The following is an 18781-nucleotide window of genomic DNA, read 5'->3' as shown; positions in this document are numbered from 1 at the left end:
GGATCGGCTTGCATGCCGCCGTTGCCAGCAGCATGCTTCGGTGCGTTGCTGGCCGGTTTTCAACAGTGCCTTCGAAATTCGCCGGTGCGATCGGCTCTTATCGAAACAATGACAGGAACCAAGCGACGATCTTGCCGGCAAACAGCGACACGACCCAGCCAAGCGCCGCGATGATGCTGGTGCCGAGAGCGAATGCACCGGCGATCTTCCAGCGAGTGACGGCATAGCCGGCAACGATCGGCTCCATAGTCGCGACCGTCTTGGCCAGCGGTTTCATGTCGGCCTCTATCTTGGCGACGCGTCCGCCGATGCTTTCGAGTCGTTCGCGGGTCTCTCTGTGGTGCTCGGCCGAGGACTGTCGCACCTCGGCAACTGACGCCGAGAGACCGCGCACCTCGGCCTCGATGTTGCCGATGACTCGGCTGATCTCGTCCAGTCTATTCGGCATTGATTAGGGTCCGTCGAACCAAAGGCAGCGCCGCTATCGCCTGAAAATCCGCGCAATCTTTTCGATCGAGCGCCCGCCGACATAGGCGGTCAGGATGAGGCCGCTCCAATCGGCGATCATGCCGGTGAGCGGATCGGTGCTGCCAAGCCCGAGCACCTTGTCCCAGACGATCACCTTCCAGAAGTAGATGATCACGGGCGCAGCGAGCAGCGGCCGGATGATGGCTGTGTACCACCGACCCTGTTCGGCGATGATGATGGCGGACGCTTGCTTGCGCGCCGCGATCTCCGCTTCGATCTCCTTGGCGGCGAGATCGGCTGCAATGCGGTCCTGTGTGTTGGCGGCGTCGAGCCTGGCCTTGTAGGCGCTAATCAGGCCGTTGACGACAGGCCCGCCCAGGAAACTTGCCAGCCACGCCCACATCAGTCTACGTCCCTCTTGAGCGTGCGCCGGCGCGCGAGCTCGGTCACGAGCGCGATCGCGATGATGTAGTAGGGTACGTATTTGGGATCGAGCAGGAGCTGGATGTTCTCCCTGATCCCCGGCAACTCGAAGAGGTTAGCCGTCGCTTCGAGCACGGCGAACACGAAGCCGCCGAGCCCGACGATCCGCGCCCAGAGAATCGTGGCCGAGTGCTTGAACCAAGCCTTGATGCGCTCCCACATGGCTCAGCTCCCGGTGAACGTCTTGATCTTGGCCTCGAGCGCGCGGGCCTTCTCGCGCAGCAAGGCGATCTCGGCCTCGGCGCCGACGATCCATGTGCGGATTTTCGGCCAGGTGAAGATCGCGGCGACGTAGCCTCCGATCAGTGCAGCGATGATCCAGAACATGATCTTCCCTCCTATGCAGTGAGCGCCTTGACGGCATTGACGATGGTGCGGTGGACGGTGGCGTCGTCGTCGATGCGGACATGCAGCTGGTTGCGGCGCTCGATTACGGCGCGCGATTTCCAATGCGCCGCGCTTTCGCCCTTGGCCGGCATGACGATGCCGCGGCCGACGGGATCGATCGTCTGATAGGGGTTGTAGACGCGCCTGACGTTGAGCGGGACGCTGAGGGCGAACTGCGCGGCCGGGTCGATGGCGGCGAGGTAATCGACCGCGATGTCGCGCTTCGCCAGTCGCGTCGCGATCATGATCGCCGCATTGGCCCCGAACGAATGACCATGGAGCGCAATCAGCCGGCCGGACTTGTGGGCGGCGATGCAGGCATCGGCCAGGTTTGTGACGTACTCGAACCCGAAGATGCCATGGTCGTCGGTGGTCGCACTGACGCCGGGAATTTCATTCAACAGGCTGGTCAGCTTGACCATGCCGTTCGACGGAAACCGCCCGAGGCCGCGGATATTGAAGGCGCGCACCTTTGGCATGGCGCGCGCTCAAATCGCCGGCACCGGCACGAGGCCGGGCGTGGGCGCGTGCTGCTTGTGCTGTTGCCACCAGTGGAAGGCGACCCAGCCGATTCCGGCGATCAGAACAAAGCCGCCGGCCACCGCGAGGATGGTCCAGGGGTCGTGCCCGGAATCGTGCAAGGTCTTCGCCGTGGCGCCGCCGGCGGCGACGGGAGTGGCGGTCGTGACCTTCTGCAGGCCTTTCGGGAGCGGCACGACACCCTTCGCGGGCGCGGCCTCTTTGGGCATGGGATGCAACGCCGGCCCAGTGGCGACGACCGTGTGCTCGGCGAGCTTGAGGGAGAACGCCCTGACCTCGGCGACCCGGCGGCCCCAGCCCTTGCCGAACACCGGCCAGGTCTTGAGGCTTTTCAGGAAGCGCAGCCGCTCGTCGTTGATTGCAGTCACCAGCGCCTTCGGATCGCGCCTTGAGACGGCGCGCAGCACCTCGTCGGTCACCACATGCGTCGTGTCAGGAAGTCCGACGACGCGGCGCAGGACGCGGCCCGAGCGTCCGATCCCGGAATTCACGCCGTAGTCGAAGACGGAGTAGTCGATGCCGGCGGGAAGCTCATCGCAGCGCTGCGTGTCCCAGTATTTGATGCGGTAGATCGCCTTGGCCTCGTCGAGCTTCATGGCTCGCACGTCGGCCGCCGTGGCGTTCGGCTTCACATACTTGCGGTAGTCGTGGATCGTGATGCCGAAGTTGGTGGGCCCGCCCGGATCCGACGGATGGTTGGTGTAGCCGCCCTCGTGCGCGAGCAGGCGCTTGAGCGCCTCGTCGTAGGTGTCTTTCATGGGGGGGTGCTCCGGAATCGAAACGGCCGCCTCGAGGGGCGGCCGTCGTTGCGATCGTTGTTTGCGTTTCGCCTCAGGGCACGTAGTGGCCCCAGAAGTGCGATTGGTCGGCCTCGATGTAGCCGTCGCTGGTCGCGAAATTCACGCGCACGTCGATCACGTCGTTCGCCGCGAGCGGCGTGAGGATCGCGAGGTTGTAGGTCGTGACATCGTCGACCGGCGCGCCGGAGACGGCCCGACCGCGGCCGAGCTCGGCGCCGTTTTTGTAGAACGTCGCGATCACCTTGGTCGGCACCGTTGCGTTCGCCTTGAAGCGCAACGAGAAGCCAAACGCGTAGGTGCCGGCGAACGGCGCCGTGAAATTGTTGTTGCTGCCGTTGAAGGCGTTCTGGTCGTTCGAGTCCGCATTGTTGAACTGGACCTTGGTCCAGGTGTTGGCCGCGATGTAGTTGTCGAAGTTGGTGTAGGCCGAGAACTTCGGCGCCAGCGGGAGCTTGAGCCGCCCGGTGCTCCGATCGACTACGAAGCCCGTGAAGTAGTTCGAGCCGTCGGGCGAGACCTTGACGGTGAAGTCGTCGTCTCCAAGAAGCCCGAACAGTGCGCGTGCGGAATAGTTGGTTTGGAACGTAAGCGCGACATCGTCGCCAGCCGCCGCCTTGTTGAACGTGAAGCGAACATCGTCCGTTTCACGGTCGAACAGGAAGGCGGTGCCCTTGACGATCAGGGCGTTGTTGGCGTCCGCGGTCGCGCCGGCGAGGCCGACGTGGCCGGTATCCTTGTCGATGGATAGGGCGAGATAGAAGGTCGAGCCATCGGGCGAGACTTTGATGGTGAAGTCGTCATCGGCGAGCAGCCCGAACAGGGCGCGCGTGCCGAAGGCGTCCTGGAACGTGAAGCCCGCATCCTTGGCTGCCGCGCTCTTGTTGAGCGTGACGCGCATGTGCCCGGTTCCGGGCGTCACGTCGTCGTGGCTGAGCAGCACGCCGTCGGACTTCACGGCCAGGCGGTTGGTCGCGTCCGCCGTCGTGCGGATGCCGAGCAACGCCAGGTTCTGGATCGCCGAGACGGCCGACAGTGCGTCGACCCAGGCCGAGCCGTTCCAGGCGAGCAGCGCCGCCTCATCGACCACCCAAGCGAGCCAGCCGATGCCGGGAATAAAGAAGCGCCAGGCGCCGTCTAGCCAGGCCGCGATGTGGTTGGCATGACCGGCCCACGCGCCGGTCGGGCTTGCCGCCACGATGTAGCGCGCGCCTTCGGCCGGCGAGCCGGGCGGGGCGCTGAGGCTGCGATCGAGTATCGCGAGCTGCACGAGGGCATCGAGGTCATAGAGCGCCTCGTTCAGGGTGACGTGCTTCTGCGCCTGGTCCGCCGCAAGCTGCGGCAGGCCCAGATTGGGCGTCGGCATGGATGGTCCTCAGAGGGTGGAAAGAGCTTCGGCGGTGGTGCCGCGCCCGTAGGCGCGCGAGATCTGGGCGACACGCCATGCGAGTGATGCCGGCAGCGTGCCGAAGTCGGCGGTCTGCTGGGCGGCGGTGTAGAGCGTGCCTTGGCTTGTTACGCGAATGGTTCGAACGACATTCGCGCCGTTGACGATCAGAACGTCGTACTCTTCGGTTTCCTCGCCGAGCGGCACCTCGTTGAGCCAGGAGTCGCCGCCGACGCGGGTGCGTCTGATCCACGACAGTTGGACATCGCCGGACGGCGGATCGCGGACCGCCTTGAGGTGTGCCGGCGCGAACGGTCGCAAGCCATTGCCGGTGTTGATGAAGACGATCTCGCCGGACAGATCACCGCTCGGTCCCTGCGGCACCGGCGCGTAGCGCCAGGCGATCTCGATGCCGATGCGTGAGACCGAGAAGTTCGGACGCGGCTGGCGTGCCGGGTCTAGCAGGATGAAGCGGCTGCCGGCCGGATGCGCCGCGATCTCGTGCTCGGTGCCGCGCTGGCCGCGCAACAGCCGGCTCAGCCGATAACGCCCCTCCGCGATGAGTTCGGCGTTAGCGAACTGGACGAGCTCGTCGCCAACGAGCGCAGCATTACCGCCCGCGAGCACGCGTTCGTCGGCGAGGCTTTGCAGCGAGCCATAATCGAGCTGCACCTCAACCATGTTGACGCGATCCCACCGCCAAGCCGGGCCGGCTGCAAGCTCGGTGACCGTCTCGCCCATAGTGGATGGCAGTCCGGCGACGGCTGCGACCACGTAATCCAGTGCATCGGCAGTCGGTTGGAACAGCGTTGCGCCGCGGAAGCGGCCGGTGCCGACCGGGCAGGCCGCCACATAGAAACTCGGCGCCGAGGCGTCGTGGCTGTCGACCATGATCGGCATGTCGAGGAGTTCGACGCGGACCGGCGCCACCGGCTCAGGCACAGAAGGCGGCAGCACGCCGCTGTCGGTCGGCGCCGTGTAGAACTCCGGAATCCCGCCGTCGGTCGCGATCCCGCGCAGGAGCACGAGCCCAGGCTTGCCGTAGGTCACGGCGGTGAGTCGGACACGGCGCCAGACGCCGTCGATCGGAATTTCCACGATATCGGTCGGGTCAAAGCGCACCGCGCGGGTCGGCAGCCGCAAGTCGACGGCCTCGCGGCCCTGCCACATCTCGCGTAGCGCGCGCTGTCCGATCGCTTGGGCCTGCTCGACCGTAAGCACGATCGGGAAGCTCAGCGTGTTGAGGCTTTCCGATTGGCCGACCTGCTTGCGCACCGTGACGGTGGAGGACTGGTAATCGCGGCCCTCGTCGATGTGGACGACATCGACCGCGATCGGCAGCTCGGTGTCCTGGGTTCGCTCGACCTTGACGCGCGAGCGGTCGCTGTCGTTCTCACTCGCGCCGAGGTCGTTCGGATCGAGCATGATAGGCTCGCCAGCGCCGCGTTTAACGAACACCAGCACGCCGTCGCGTTCGACGGCGTCGAAGAAGTAGGCGGTCTGCAAGACCGCGATCATGTCGCGCACCGGCTTGCGCTCGGTCACGACGTAGCCGACAACCTCGTCGTCCAGCGCCGTCACATTGAACTCGCTCTCGGCCAGTCCGGCCCGCAGGCAGAGGTCACGGACGATCTCGGCGAGCTGCATGTTGCCGATCTTCCCTTCGATCCAGTGGCCAAGCCGGAAGTTCTCGCCGTCCGACCAGACGTTGGTGAGCGCCGGGAAGAACGGATATGGCCGGGCGTCCCAGCACCAGACGAACCGGCGCCCGACCATGGGGCCGCCGTACACCGGCGAGGTCGGGTTATTGGCCGGCTCGTTCCAGAACTCTTCGGTGGCCTCGATCGCGGCGCGTTGCACCACGCGGTCGACCGCTCGATTGGAGTAATAGGGCGCGAAGCTCTCGATCGATTTGGGGTCGATGAAGACGTTAGGCTGGTTGGTCGCGCAGTTCACCGTGGGAAAGCCGTACTCGGTAAACCAGATCGGCTTGCCGCGCGGCACCCAGGCGGTGGCGGGCCCGGTCGGCACGCCGGCGACGCGTGGGACGTGTTCGTTCTCCCACCAGTAGCGGATGTCCTTGATGGCCCAGAACGGATCATCGATCGGCGAGCGCTGCGGGTCGAGGCCACGGCGCTCGAGGTCGCGGTCGGACTGGGTGGCGTAGAAGTAGTCGATCAGCTCGCCCGAGGCCCAGCCGGCGGCAACCGCGGCTTTGTCGTAGACCGCGCGCGGGACATCCGTGAGCGGGAAATACGCGTCGATCCCGACCACGTCGATGTTGGGGTCGGCCCAGACCGCATCGAGCGGGAAGTCGACGTTCGCGCCACCACGGTCGTGGTAGCGGTACTCCGACCAGTCGGCCGCGTAGGTGATCACGCACTCCGGCCCCAGCGCCGCCTTCGCTTCGGAGGCAATCTGCTGCCAGAACGGCACCGAAGGATAATTGCCGCTACCATCGCGGATGCGGTTGAGCGCCACCATCTCGGAGCCGACCACGAAGCCGTCGACGCCAGCTGCGTCCTCCGCAAGCGACATGCAGTGGCGGATGAAACGCAAGTATCCGTCGGGACGCTCGAAGAAGCCGGGCACGTTGGTTGCCGCACCGCCGATTCGGCCGCGCCACGGGAACGGCGAAGGGTCCGGCGGCGGGATATCCATCATCAGGAACGGGTACAGCATCACCTTGTAGCCAAGGCTACGCAGATGCTGGATGGCCCGGACCACCGAGCCGTCGTTGATGGTGCCGCCGTAATAGAGACCGAGCGAGCCGTCTGGGTTGGTGTACGAGGAAACGAGCGGCCACCCACCACCGCCTCCGATGACAGGACGGCCGACGCCCATCACCGACCAGAGGTAAGGCGTCGTGTCCGGCAGACGGTCGGGGTAGATCGCGTATTCGGCTTCCGGCCGGATCGAGCAGGTCGCGACGTCCATCGATGTGCCGAACCAGGCATAGACGACGCTGACCCACTCGACGTTCGGCACCTCGCGCTTGAGGTTCTCGATCGAGACCGCGAAGTCGGCAGCCTTGCGGCCGGCGTTGCTGTTGATATTGGAATTGCGCACGCGGCTGCGCACGACGTTGGGCTCGTAGGCCCACTCGCCGCTCGCCGGGATCAGGCAGACGTTGCGGACCAGGTGGCGGGCATCGGCCACGTCGGCGCGCGAGCCGCGGTAGACCTCGATCTCGAAGTTCGGGAAGCGGTTGCCGTAGGGCGTGAGATAGAGATTTTCGAGGACGACATAAGCGAGGCCTCGGAACGCCGGCGTGCGGTCGGCGCCCTCGACCGCCTGGATCAGCGGGTCGGGTGATTGGGTCTCGTCTCCATAGTAGGTGCGGATTTCGTCGACGTGCTCGGGGTCGAGCGGCGTCTTGTCGAGCCAGATGCGATAGATCGAGGTGACCGGCGCCTCGCAGATCCCGAGCGCCACGTCCGCGTAGTAGTGGTAGCTCGTTCGCGTGATGGTCTGGGTGCCTCCACCACCACCCTTGCCGCCACCACCGACCGTCTCGGTCTCGGTGTGGACCACTTCACGAATGCCGCGGACCCAGATGATGTTCGCCGGAACTCGCATCCGGCCCCAGACCACCGGCATGGTCTGGCCATAGGCCGACCCCGACAGGTTGAGCTCGGTGAGCCGGGTGCCTTCGACCGGCCGCCGGTCCTGCTGCGGCCCGAACAGCTCGCGGTCGAGGATGCCGCCGACATAGGCGCCGAACAGCGCGCCCAGCGATTGACCGAGACCGCCCGCGAGCCCGCCGCCGAGCACGCCGCCGGCGAGCGTCAATACGAGTTGGGCCACGGATCACGTCTCGACTTCGAAGGTGAGGTTCGGCAGCCGGTTGCCGAATGGCGTGATGTAGAGCCGCTCCATCACCACATAGGCGAGCCCGCGATAGGCAGGCGTCCGGTCGACGCCCTCGACGGCCTGGATGAGCGGGTCCGGCGTCTGCGACTCGTTGCCGAGATAGACGCGCATGTCGCCGACCTTGTCGTCCTCGAAGGCATTGCCGTCGGCGAAGACGCGGTCCACGCCGGCGATCGGTCCGGCGCAAAGGCCGACCGCGACATCGGCATAGTAGTGATAGCTGACGTTGGTGACGGTCGTGCCGCCACCACCGCCGCCCTTGCCGCCCCCTCCGACCGTCTGCGTCTCGGTGCGGACCTCCTCGTCGAAGCCGCGCATCCAGATCACATTCGAGGCCATCCGGCCCTTGCCGTAGAGCAACGGGATCACGGCGCCGTAGCTCGATGATTGCACGCGCAGGTCCTGCATGCGGGCGCCATAGACGGTCTGGCTCGCCGTGCCGCCGAACAGCTGCTGGTCGACGATGCCGCCGACGTAGCCGCCGACGAGGCCCCCGATCGCGCCGCCGAGGCCGGGCAGCAGCAGGTTGCCGAGCACATAACCGCCGACCGTGAGAACGATCTTCGCCACGGTCAGTCCTCGATGCCGGGCATTCGGAAAGCATGGCGGAGCTTTGCGAGCCACCACGGCGAGAAACCGTGCTCCACCACCTTGCCGGCCTCGCGGTAGCAGTGGATCAGGCCGTCGCTCGGCGCGACGTAGGCGCAGTGATGCGCCGGACCCTTGCCGGCGCCGAACAAGAGGATGTCGCCGGGGAGAGCATTAGCTGGGTCGATCTCCTCGGCCCGCGCCTTGAAGCCGAGATACATGCGCGGCTCGGCGCGGTAGAGGTGCCACGTCTCCGGATAATCGAGCGGGATCGCGATTTCCCCGACAAACGGCTGGGCAACCCCGCGGATGAAACCAATGCAGTCGCAGCCGACTCCTTTGAGGGACGCCTGATGATGCCACGGCGTGCCAAGCCAGCTCCGCGCCTCGGCGATCACTGCGTCGCGCGTAAACATCAGCTCTTGATCGGATAGGAAAAGACTTTGTCGTTGCCGGGGATGTGCGGCTCGCCACGGAAGTTCAGGATGTTCCCGAACCGGGCGTGACAGGTTTCCGGGGTCTTGTCGCAGCCGACGACGAGTCGGACCTGGTCGCCAATTGCGATCGGCCGCGGCATCGGCGTGAACAGCTGGATCGATTGTCCGTTGTGCTGCAGCACCTCGGTGGCTGCGCCAGCGTTCGCACCGGTCAGGAACGTGCAGACGCCGAAGGTGTAGAAGCCGGTCGGCCGAGCTGTCGGCACCGTGAAGGTGTCTCCGCTCGATACCGCCGAGATCGCAAGCTCGTCGGTCAACGGTCCGAGCACGACCTTGCACTCGGCGCTGCCGAGGTCGGTGCGGCAGAGCCGCGAATAGAGCTTGCCGGCGACCTGTTGCAGCCGGTTCGCGATGCCGCGGATTTCCGCGGAGAAGCGGTTGTCGGCGCGCTTGACCTCGCCGAGCCAGCCACGGCGAAGGAGGACTCGCCCTTGTGACAGGTCGGCCCAGTTGACGAGGAAGATGTCGATCCTCGCGCCGTCGAACAGGCCGGCAGTCAAATCTTCGGCCTTGAGCGCCTCGTCGTCGAGGAATCCATCGACATCAAGATTGTCGACCGAGAGGTCCGAGCCCGACTTGATGGCGCTTGGAAGGAAGCCGGTCGCGGCCACATAGGTCACGCCATCGATGACGAGGCTGCGGTCGTGGTCCGTGAAGCCGCGCACCCAGCCGTCGTTGCGTTCCAGGCGCCAGCATGTCGCAAGCGTCGTCACCTCGCCGCCAAGGTGGACGGCGAGCGCGGCAGATACGTTCTTCATGGTCAGGACCGGATTTCGACCAGCGCGATCGAAGAAACCTGCTGGATGTGATAGGCGACCGCGACCACGGGCAGGTGATCGGTGTCGAAGCGCACCGGCACATCGAACAGGAAGTCGGCATAGGGCTGCGCGGCCGGCGCCGAGCTGAACGTGACGAGGCCGGTCAGGTGGTCGACATCGACCGACACCGGGTTGCCGTTCACGCGGACAATGACGGTGCCGGCCTCGGGCTTGGTGATGGCGCGCTGCTCCGCGGAGGGCCCGGAGGCGTATTGCTTGGTGATTTGCCAGATCAGCGGGTCAGCCGTCGGTGCAAGCGGTTCGGCCTCCCCCTCGAAATCATTCCAGTCGCGGAAGCGGAAGCCGTAGGCACGCCCCTTGCGGGCTCGGAAGAAGGCGATCACCTCGGCCATCTGCTCGCGGGTGCGGATGCCGGTCGAGATGTCGTACTTGGCGCGCGCCGCCGACCAGTTCACGTTGCGCTGCTCGAAGCCGGAGGCGACCGCGATGATGTCGGTCGAGAATTCCGGCCCGCCGGTCGCGCCGCGCGCGACCGCGTCGGGGAAACGCACGTCGTGGAATCCGCTCACAGGTTGCGCTCCGCGCGCCGGAGCGCCGCGGCCATGTCGGCGGTGATCTGGCTTTGCGCCCGCCGGAACGAGGCCGCGTCCGGCGTCGTGACCGCGAAGTTCAGCACGATCGGCGCGGCCTTCGTGCCGCGCTCGTAGGCGGCCGCCTCGGCGCGATTGAGCACGCGCTCGCCGCGCTGGAGGATCGCAGGCACTTCGTCGGGCGACAGAAACGCGCCATCATGCAGCCGCGGCGCATTGCGAAAGACCTGTGCTGGCGCCCAATGCGGGGTGCCGCCGACGCCGACGACCCCGCCCTCGTGGAACTTGAAGCCGAACAAGCCACCGAACAGGCCGCCGACGTTGTTGAGCGTGGTGAGGTTGGTCCCGAACAGGAAGTTCTTGAGCGGGTTCAGCACCGCGAGCTTCAGGAGTTCCTTCTCGATGTCGGCGAGCGCCGCACGTCCCGCATCAGCCCAGGACTTCCAATCGGTCTTGCCCTGCGCGATCAGGTTGGCGAAGTGGTTGAAGGTGGTGTCGGTCATGCTCTGCAGCGACTGCATCGCGCCCTGCGAGCGAGCGAGTTCCTGGTTGAGGCGTTCGATGAAGCCGGCATTGGCGAGGATCGCCTGGCCTTCGGCGCTCGCGAGCTCGATGCCCTTCTGGCGCAGCTGCTGCTCGGCCTGCAGCTGGGCAATGATGACCGCGCGCTGCGACTCGCTCGTGCCGACGAGCTCGATCTGCTTCTGCAGGAGCTCGATCTGGTTCTTCTGGCCTTCGAGCGTCTGCAGCGCCGCGGCGCGCGCCTGCTCGCCGTGCAATCTGGAATAGGCGCCGCGCAAAGCATCGATGACGCGGGCGAGCGTCGTCTTCGCATCGCCTTCGGCGAGCGCCTGGGCGATGATCAGCGGGCGGAGCGCCTGCTCGACCTGCATCAGGCGCTGGGCCTGCTCGCTTGAGATCGTGCCGGCCGCGACGGCATCGTTGAGCCGGCGCTGGGCAGCGGCCTCCGCGGTCAGATCAGTCGCGGATTTGGCCGATTGCGCGGCCTGCTCGGCGATCTGCTCGCGCAGGAGTTCGCGCGCGCGGGTCTCGACATCGACACCGTTTTGGACCGCCTCGGTCAGGGCCCTGCGGCGCGCCTCTGCTTGCTGCGCCGCCGCCGCACCCTTGAGCCAGGCATCCGCCAAGCCCAGCGTCGCCCTGGTGTTAACCTCGACGACGCGCGACTGGTCGATGTGCGCCTGCGTTGCCTCGGCGCGCGCCTTGGTGCCGGCGCGCGTGATGTCGGCTTCGGCGATGGCGAGAGGGATCGCCTGCCCGGCGAGTTCGAGCCGCCGCCGCTCCTCGGCGATGGCAGCCTTCTGCGCCGGAGTCTTGGCCTGGAGCGCCTTGATCTCGAGTTCGTCGAGGCGGCGCGCCTTCTCGGCCGGATCGAGCCAGGTGCGGATCGCGCGCGTAACCGCATCATACGCGGTTTCGACCTGCTTGAGGTCGGCAACCTTCTGGCGGACCAGCGGATCGTCGAGCGCGGAGCGAAGCTGCGCCTGCCGTGCCTTCAGCGTCTGCAGCTCGTCGAAGCCGGGAGTCAGCTCGCGCGCCACGGTGCCGGCGCGGACAGAAAGCTCGTTGGCTCGCGCTTCCTTCGCCCGGACCTCGATGTTGGCAAGCTTCGCCTCGATCTTGGCGATCTCGGCTTCGACCTCGGCCAGCATCCGCGTGTTGAAGTTGCGGGCCTGGGCCGCAAAGCGGGTCGGTGGGTTCTCGATCAGCGCCTGGAGACGCGCGCGCTCCTGCTGCAGGTGTCGCAGCCGCTCGTCAAGCGGCGCGCCATCAAGCACGCGCGAGATCGCGCGCCCCATCGCGTCATAGGCGTTCGACGCCATCCGCCCGACAAAGTCCCACGCGCGCCCCAGCGCGGTGGTCGCTTCAGAGGCGTTGACAAGGCTTCCCTTGAGGGCATCGAGGAGGACCCGCTGCGCGCCGGTGCGGTCGTTGTGCTCGGCGAGCGTGCGGACATATTGGCGCGTGCGGTCGTCGAGGAAATTGAGCTTGTCGTTGAGGGTGTCGGCGCCCCGGACCGGATCGGCAAAGGCTCCCGCGAGCTCCTTGGTGGCGGTGCCGACGTCGGTACCGGTCGTCAGCGCGTAGTTCTTGACGACCTTGATCAGGCCTTCGAACTGCGAGACCGCAATCCTGCCGGTGCGCAGGAACGCGGCCTCCATCTCGCGCGCCGCCGCGACCGACACATTGCCGGCAGAGGCCGACTGCTCGGCGATGCGCTCGATCTGCCCGACGGTGGCGCCGACTGCCCGGCCAGTACCGGCGAGCGCGACCTCGAGCTCCTTCTGCGACTCGATGTAGCGGTAGTAAGAGTAACCCAGCGCCGCGCCGAGCGCCGCAATGCCACCGACGACGGCGACCGTCGGCGAGATCAGGCTGGTGATGCCCTGCCAGACGCCGCGCAGGATGCCGGTGACGCCGGCGCCCGGGCCGAAGATCTGGGCGATCTGCGACCCCTGCTGCATCAGCACCATCAGGGGCTGCTGGCCGCTCGCGAGCGAGACGACGACGTCGTTCAGCTGGAAGCTGAGGTTGGCGAGCTGGTTCGACGTCAGCTTGCCCGTGTTGCCGATCGCCCCGAGCGCCTTCGCCGTGTTGTCGTACCGAGCTTGCGCCAGCGCGTGCGCGGCAGCCTGCTCGGTGGCGGAGATCGCGCCTGCCTTGAACAGCGCGTTGGCTTCGGCGATCTCGGCGTTGAGCCTCGCCTGCGCGGCGCCGAGCGGGTCGATCTGTGCCCGCAAGGCCGCGGTGCGGGCCGCAAGGTCTTCCGCCGCCCTGGCTGCTTCCTCGAATACGGCGGCGGAATCGCGCGCGGACTTGGGAACGCCGGTGCCGACGCCGAGGACGGCATTGAAGCCGCGCTGCGCCTGGTCGGCGGCGGCGGCCTGCTTGGCGGCTTGCGCCAGCCGCTGCAGGCGCTGCGTCTCGCGGTCGGTCGCGGCGCCCGCGGCATCCATCGAGCCAGCGACGCCGCGGAACGCGTCCTGCCCCGCTTTGCCGACCTCGTCGAAGGCGCGCTTGACCTCCGCCTTGCCCTCGACGCCGAGGCGGATCGAGACCTGCGTGGTGCTCATTTCAAGAGTCTCGGGCGTAGGCGCGGACGATGATGGGCTCGACCTCGGGAAGGAGTTCGACCAGCAGAGTGTTGAGGGCGCCCATGGTGTCGGCGAGCAGCAGCACCGCCCCGAAGTCGAGCGCGTACACGCCGCCCATCACGGCTCGAACCTGTCCGGCCGCGCGCTTGAGCACGCCCCAGGCCGCGATGCCCTCCGGCGTCTTCGGCGCGTGCTCGGTGTACGGACAGGCGGAGCACGTTGACGAGCAGGCGGCGCAATAGCCATCGCCCCCGCCGAAGTGCCACTCGGCGAGGGCGATCAGACGTTTTTTTCGGCGTCCTGGAGAAGCGCCGGCCCGACATAGAGACGGTCGACGGCATCGAACAGCGCCCAGACCTCGACCGCGGCGTCGATCGTCTCCTTCGTCGGCTCGACCGGATTGCCGTCGGCGTCGCCGATGCCCTCCCACGCGACGATACCGGAATGCGCAAGCGAGCGCGTGAAGGCGCAGCCTGCCTTCACCATGGCGTCGTCGCCGCCGGCGCGCAGCACGTCGGCGGCCGCAGTGCGCGCGAGCAGGATGGCCGCGACCGTGATCGGTCGGAACTGAACGCGCACGCCAGGAAGCAAGTTGAGCCAGAACGGCTCGCGGTCGAACGCCAGCTTGAGCATTGGAGCCTCTTTTGCGGGAAACGTGAGATCAGTAGGTCGACACGTCGTTTTCGAGTGCGACGGTCATGGTCTTCTGCAGTGTTGGGTCTTCCGCGGCCTGGAACGCGAACGCCGCCTGGATGCCGCCCGGGCCGCTGATCGGCTGCTTCGGTTTCGGCAGATAGACTTCGTGCAAGGTGAACAGCAGCGACTTGTCGGCGCTGATCGCCCAGCCGAACGAGAGCTCGCAGGCAGTGCCGGCGACCGCCTGATCGAGCAGCACGGTGTCGGCGAAGCGGACATTGACGGTGCCCGACACGCCAACCATGGCGGGGTCGGCGTCCTCGATGCGGCCGTCCGGCCGGATCACCTCGACCTTGTCCAGGTTGTTCGAATAGGTCAGCTCCGCCGAGACGATCTGCCCGAGCGCGGTGCCGTTGCGCTTGATTTCGCCCAGACCTTGAGAAAACCGCTCGATCACCGCCTCGGTCGGGCTGCCGGCGCTGGACGAAGCCGCCTTCGTCTCGCCCTGCGCGATCAGGCTCATGGTGGCGTTGAGGAGGCCCGATCGCTGCAGCTGGATGCGCATCGAGTTGGCGCGCACGCCGAAGTTCATGCCGTAGCTCGGGACTTCCGGCATCCCGACCTCGATCGACATGGAGGGCAGCGCGAGCGCGCCCGACACGAAGGTGTGGGTGAAGACGCCGGAGTTGTCGACCGAGGTCGGCGTACCGAGGAGGAGCTTCAGCCAATAGCCGAAGTTGCGCAGGTCAACCGGGACGACGACATCGCCTTCGTTACTGACAATGTCTCGACTTGGAGGCTGGGGCTCTCGGCCGTAGCCCAAGAGATCGTTGGGAATCAGGTTTTGTTCATCGCCGAGCGCCGACGAGACAAAGGGCAACTTGCGATACCCACTCGCCGGCGGAATCCCATAGGAGGTCTCGAATGCAGCGGCCATGATCGAGTTCGCTCCGCGGGCGCGAGCCATTGGGATATCTCCTCTCTCTCAATTTGAAGAACTGAAGCGGCTTAGGCGGCGCGCGCAAATTCGCCGAAGTATTCTCTGGCGGCAGCGGCATAGGCCGCGTGCGCTTCCTCTCGCGTGGCGAAGTAACCAAGGTGAAGAAGTTTTCCGTCGACCCGGATGTGCGCGTGCCAACGACGCTCGCGCGCTCTCCAGCTCACTCCCTTCAAGCCTGCTCGGTTATTTCGGTGACAACGCCTGTTCTGACTGTTTTGCGAACGGGTCGCCAGCCGTAGATTCACAATGCGATTGTCGTCGCGGATTCCGTTGATGTGGTCGACAACGCCGTCAGGATATCCGCCATGCATCATCGCCCAGGCGAGGTGATGCGCGCGAAAATGGCGCCCCTTGATGGTGATCTTGCGATAGCCTTGGCCGTTGTCATATCCGGCAACATCTCCGGGTTTCACGCCGTGAGCGGGACTTTTCCGCCATCGAAAGAGCCCTGTTTCTGGATCGTAATCCAAGAGCTCACGCACCAGCGCGAGCGGAATCGCTTCGCGTTTCATTGTCAGGCCCTGTTGTGAAGTTCAGTTCAGCGGGTCGGTCGTGCCGTAGACCGCGACGATCGCAGCGTCGGCCCAACGACCGGCGCGAGCGCCCGCGGTCTCGACATCGTCGGTGGCCGGGGCCTCCGCCTCGATGAAGTCGCAGAGGCCGCCGAGCGTGCGGTCGCCGGCGACGGCTGTGCCGATCGCGCCCAGCATCTCGTCGAGGACCTGCGCGCGCGGCTGCGAGGAGGTCTCGTAGGCTGCGACCTCGACCGGGATACGGTGCGTATAGACGTAGAGGAGCGGCGAGAGCAGCACCTCGGGCTCTCCCGGGTCGCCATCGCGGACGATGACCAGGCCATCAGGCGGGATGCGCTCGGCCTTGGCAAGGTTGCGCTTCACGTCGGCGCCGGGGAGCGCTGCTGCAACGAGAGCCTTGACCGCATCAAGGACCTGTTCGCGTTTGCTCGTCACCGGAGGCTCGTCAACAGTACAGAGATAATGAAGATGAACGACAGGAGCGTCATCAGGACCGCGGTTACTCTGTGCTTCACGTTCATTTCCAATGGCTTGCGATCACGTTCGGCACGCGGTCGGCCCAGCGCTGGGCGATAGCCGCAATATCGAGCCGCTTCCGCAACGTGACTTGCGGCACCAGGATGAACACCACCACGGTCGAGCGGCCCTTCAAGCGCGTGAACTGCGCCCCCGCTCGCGTGCGGCCGACGTTCGGCCTTGCCAAACCTTTCTTGCTCAGCCGCGCGTTGTCGGCGACGAGCAGCGATGGCTGTCCGCGCCGGAAGATGAAGCGCAGCCGCATGCCGGTGCGCCGCTCCCAGCCGCCCGGCGTGATCCGCTTAATGGCGCCAGTCGCGCTGATGCCCTTCACGCCGGCTGCGGCGGTCGGTATCGCCAGCCAGAAGCCGCGACTCGATTTGATGGTCACGCCGCGGTCGATGGCATCCACGATGTTGGGCGCCTTCGACCAGACGAACGACGCGGCTTCCAGGCTGATGCCGCCCTCCGGATAGGTCTTGCCGCGCCAGGTGTTGGCGAGACGCTGGCCGAGCCCCGCGTCGACCACGTCGGCGCGCAGTTCGGACTTGAGGCCATCCGTCACCTTGAGCATGGCGCTGGTAACCGAGCGCGCCGCATCGCCCTCGGTGTCCCTCAACCCCCGCGCGACGTCGTCCGTTTTTAAAGTGAAGCGCATGGATCGAAGGTGATCGAGTGCATAGATAAGCCGCGTGCCTGTAGAGACAGCGGAGGCTTGTTTGCAAATCGAGGTCGAGACCCAAGAAGTTCGCGGGATGGAGGTACCCCGGAGGTCTTGTCTGACCGGGAAACTGGTCAATGTTGTCGAACTCCTCGACCAGTGGTTCGGCTCTGATTATCGCTACTGCAAGGTCAAAGGCAACGACGGCGCGCTTTACATCCTACGCTTCGACGAGATCCGATCCGCCTGGCACCTCACCATGTTTGCAAGCGCGCGAGCACAGGCCGCAACAATGCATGCGAGGGCTGATTTTCCACGCATTGCCGTGTGACGCTCATCAGCAGGACGCGCGATGCACGCGCGGCTGGCCCTAGCCATCTGGCCAGTTGGTTCTGTCCGCGGCGCACCATATCCGTGTGGTCAAACACGCGGAGTAACAAGTATGACGACCTTGTCCCAGTTTTCCGATGCCATGCGCGCGCTCGTCGACAAGACCGCGCAACGCGTCGTGGCGATCAATCCAGGCACTCGCAATGCCGCGAGCGGCATCCTCTGGCGTGCCGGCTTGATCGTCACCGCCGAGGAAGCGCTCGGCGATGACGAGCGCTTCGAGCTGACGATGCCCGATGGCATGGCCGTCGCCGCAACGCTTGCTGGGCGCGACCCTTCAACCGACATCGCGCTACTGCGCGTCGAGGGGGACGCCGGGGCCCCGTTGGAGCTATTGAAGTCTGCCAGCGCCGTGAAGGCGGGCCATCTGGCCATCGCCGTCGGGCGAGGGACCAATGGCGAGATAGCCGCATCCGGAATCGTCCAGGAGTGCGGCGAGAGCTGGCGGAGCTGGGCTGGCGGCCTGATCGATAGACGAATCCTGCTCGACCTTGCCCTCGGTCGCCGCTCCCACGGCGGTGCTGTGGTCGACGCTGCCGGAGACTTGATCGGGCTTGCCGCGTTCGCCCCGCGCCATCGAGCGCTGGTCATTCCGGCGGCAACTGTTGACCGCATTGCGGAACAGCTCGCGGCTAAAGGCTCCATTGCGCGCGGCTACCTGGGCGTTGGCCTTCACCCCCTGCGGCGCAAGCGAGGGGAAGGCGCGGTCGTCGTCAGTCTCGACGAGGACGGTCCCGCAAAGCGCGCTGGAATCTTCGTCGGTGACACTCTGACTGCCTGGAACGGCGCGCCGATCCACGGCGTACACGACGTTTTCCGGAAGCTCGGGCCCGATACCGTTGGCTCGACCGTTACCCTCGACGTGACGCGCGCCAATCAGCAGACGAGAGTCGAGGTTGTGGTCGGTGAGCGGCCTCATAGATAGTTCAAGTCATGACCCCGGACCGCGATCACTCAGCGTCTCGCGGAAAAATTGCGGTCTGCATCGCCATTTCCGACCCGGCTCTGGTCAGACGGGTGGCTTCGCTCCTGGCGAGCGATAGTCGCCTTAAGGTCTGTTTCGATCTCAATGACGCCCCTGACGCAGACGTAATACTAGCGGATCATGCTCTGCCATCGCTGCCGCAACCGGTAATCATCATCGATGATAGTGAACGAGGCCCGGACGCTGGGGATGCCGACGTTCGCGCAATCTTGCCGCGGACCGTTGACGCAGACCTGCTGCGGGCCGCGGTCATGATCGTTGCGGCTGGCTTCGCGATCTCCGAAGTGGACGGACTGCGCGGCCTTTTCGACGAGCCCTCGCGGGTCACTCGCTCGCTTGACATCGATGAAGGCGAGATAACACTGACCGCTCGCGAAGGCGAGGTCCTGGACCTGCTTGCGCACGGGGCATCCAACAAGATCATTGCGCGTGAGCTGAAGATTTCGATTCACACTGCAAAATTCCACGTTGCTTCGGTATTGGCGAAGCTGGGTGCTCGCAACAGGTCCGACGCAGTCGCCATCGGTGTCCGGCGCGGTTTGATCTTGCTTTGAC

At 65.9% G+C, this 18781-nt stretch carries 23 protein-coding genes; 3 read left to right on the top strand and 20 right to left on the bottom strand.

The features are described 5' to 3' along the window. Nucleotides 1–97 precede the first annotated feature (97 nt). The 19 genes from CAK95_RS03240 to CAK95_RS03160 form a co-directional block, all read right to left on the bottom strand. Complete coding sequence (locus CAK95_RS03240; RefSeq protein ID WP_086086545.1) at nt 98–448, bottom strand: DUF1515 family protein; 351 nt, start codon at nt 446–448, stop codon at nt 98–100. A gap of 33 nt (nt 449–481) precedes the next feature. Beyond that, nucleotides 482–871, bottom strand: coding sequence for a hypothetical protein (locus tag CAK95_RS03235; protein ID WP_086086543.1), 390 nt, complete (start codon nt 869–871; stop codon nt 482–484). Beyond that, nucleotides 871–1113, bottom strand: coding sequence for a hypothetical protein (locus tag CAK95_RS03230; RefSeq protein WP_086086541.1), 243 nt, complete (start codon nt 1111–1113; stop codon nt 871–873). The genes CAK95_RS03235 and CAK95_RS03230 overlap by 1 nt, the downstream gene beginning before the upstream one ends. A 3-nt stretch (nt 1114–1116) precedes the next feature. Beyond that, complete coding sequence (locus CAK95_RS28995) at nt 1117–1278, bottom strand: hypothetical protein (RefSeq protein WP_157699515.1); 162 nt, start codon at nt 1276–1278, stop codon at nt 1117–1119. A gap of 11 nt (nt 1279–1289) precedes the next feature. After that, nucleotides 1290–1808, bottom strand: coding sequence for a hypothetical protein (locus CAK95_RS03225; protein WP_147413693.1), 519 nt, complete (start codon nt 1806–1808; stop codon nt 1290–1292). Nucleotides 1809–1826: 18 nt separating this feature from the next. Then, a complete protein-coding gene (locus CAK95_RS03220) occupies nt 1827–2636 on the bottom strand; it encodes a glycoside hydrolase family 108 protein (protein ID WP_086086538.1) in 810 nt (269 codons plus the stop codon). A gap of 73 nt (nt 2637–2709) precedes the next feature. Then, nucleotides 2710–4041, bottom strand: a complete 1332-nt coding sequence (locus CAK95_RS03215) for a DUF2793 domain-containing protein (RefSeq protein WP_086086536.1) — start codon at nt 4039–4041, stop codon at nt 2710–2712. A gap of 9 nt (nt 4042–4050) precedes the next feature. Continuing rightward, nucleotides 4051–7869, bottom strand: coding sequence for a baseplate multidomain protein megatron (locus CAK95_RS03210; RefSeq protein WP_086086534.1), 3819 nt, complete (start codon nt 7867–7869; stop codon nt 4051–4053). A 3-nt stretch (nt 7870–7872) separates the two neighbouring features. Beyond that, nucleotides 7873–8505, bottom strand: coding sequence for a hypothetical protein (locus CAK95_RS03205; RefSeq protein ID WP_086086532.1), 633 nt, complete (start codon nt 8503–8505; stop codon nt 7873–7875). Nucleotides 8506–8507: 2 nt separating this feature from the next. Beyond that, nucleotides 8508–8939 (bottom strand): C40 family peptidase, encoded by a 432-nt coding sequence (locus CAK95_RS03200; RefSeq protein WP_086086530.1) that lies wholly within the window; start codon nt 8937–8939, stop codon nt 8508–8510. Next, a complete protein-coding gene (locus CAK95_RS03195; protein ID WP_086086528.1) occupies nt 8939–9778 on the bottom strand; it encodes a DUF2163 domain-containing protein in 840 nt (279 codons plus the stop codon). The genes CAK95_RS03200 and CAK95_RS03195 overlap by 1 nt, the downstream gene beginning before the upstream one ends. A gap of 2 nt (nt 9779–9780) precedes the next feature. Continuing rightward, nucleotides 9781–10368: a DUF2460 domain-containing protein gene (locus CAK95_RS03190; protein WP_086086526.1), complete on the bottom strand. Its 588-nt coding sequence runs from the start codon at nt 10366–10368 to the stop codon at nt 9781–9783. Beyond that, nucleotides 10365–13484 carry a phage tail tape measure protein gene (locus tag CAK95_RS03185; RefSeq protein ID WP_086086524.1) on the bottom strand — a complete coding sequence of 1040 codons (3120 nt, stop codon included), beginning with the start codon at nt 13482–13484 and terminating at the stop codon, nt 10365–10367. The genes CAK95_RS03190 and CAK95_RS03185 overlap by 4 nt, the downstream gene beginning before the upstream one ends. Nucleotide 13485: 1 nt before the next feature. Next, nucleotides 13486–13659, bottom strand: a complete 174-nt coding sequence (locus tag CAK95_RS29550) for a DUF7697 family protein (protein ID WP_183044314.1) — start codon at nt 13657–13659, stop codon at nt 13486–13488. Nucleotides 13660–13784: 125 nt separating this feature from the next. Continuing rightward, on the bottom strand, nt 13785–14138 hold the full coding sequence (locus tag CAK95_RS03180; protein WP_086086522.1) for a hypothetical protein: 354 nt from the start codon (nt 14136–14138) through the stop codon (nt 13785–13787). 28 nt (nt 14139–14166) lie between these two features. Continuing rightward, entirely contained in the window at nt 14167–15108 is a 942-nt protein-coding gene (locus CAK95_RS03175; protein WP_086086520.1) for a phage tail tube protein, read from the bottom strand. Between the two features lie 41 nt (nt 15109–15149). Continuing rightward, complete coding sequence (locus CAK95_RS03170) at nt 15150–15653, bottom strand: HNH endonuclease (RefSeq protein ID WP_086086518.1); 504 nt, start codon at nt 15651–15653, stop codon at nt 15150–15152. 21 nt (nt 15654–15674) lie between these two features. Then, on the bottom strand, nt 15675–16109 hold the full coding sequence (locus CAK95_RS03165) for a hypothetical protein (RefSeq protein ID WP_086086516.1): 435 nt from the start codon (nt 16107–16109) through the stop codon (nt 15675–15677). Nucleotides 16110–16191: 82 nt separating this feature from the next. Then, on the bottom strand, nt 16192–16848 hold the full coding sequence (locus CAK95_RS03160) for a DUF6441 family protein (protein WP_086086514.1): 657 nt from the start codon (nt 16846–16848) through the stop codon (nt 16192–16194). 61 nt (nt 16849–16909) lie between these two features. Here CAK95_RS03160 and CAK95_RS29545 point away from each other — a divergent pair, with 61 nt between their 5' ends. Continuing rightward, a complete protein-coding gene (locus tag CAK95_RS29545) occupies nt 16910–17182 on the top strand; it encodes a hypothetical protein (protein WP_183044315.1) in 273 nt (90 codons plus the stop codon). Nucleotides 17183–17293: 111 nt separating this feature from the next. Beyond that, on the top strand, nt 17294–18166 hold the full coding sequence (locus CAK95_RS03150; protein WP_086086512.1) for a S1C family serine protease: 873 nt from the start codon (nt 17294–17296) through the stop codon (nt 18164–18166). A 170-nt stretch (nt 18167–18336) separates the two neighbouring features. Here the strand turns inward: CAK95_RS03150 and CAK95_RS29805 are convergent, their stop codons facing one another. Next, nucleotides 18337–18630, bottom strand: a complete 294-nt coding sequence (locus CAK95_RS29805) for a hypothetical protein (RefSeq protein ID WP_245303940.1) — start codon at nt 18628–18630, stop codon at nt 18337–18339. On the opposite strand from CAK95_RS29805, the gene CAK95_RS28990 reads away from it, so the two are divergent. Next, a complete protein-coding gene (locus CAK95_RS28990; RefSeq protein WP_245303773.1) occupies nt 18511–18780 on the top strand; it encodes a helix-turn-helix domain-containing protein in 270 nt (89 codons plus the stop codon). The genes CAK95_RS29805 and CAK95_RS28990 overlap by 120 nt on opposite strands. Nucleotide 18781: the final 1 nt, after the last annotated feature.

Source organism: Pseudorhodoplanes sinuspersici, assembly GCF_002119765.1.
In the GTDB taxonomy this organism is placed as follows: domain Bacteria; phylum Pseudomonadota; class Alphaproteobacteria; order Rhizobiales; family Xanthobacteraceae; genus Pseudorhodoplanes; species Pseudorhodoplanes sinuspersici.
This window is presented reverse-complemented; position numbering and strand designations above follow the sequence as displayed.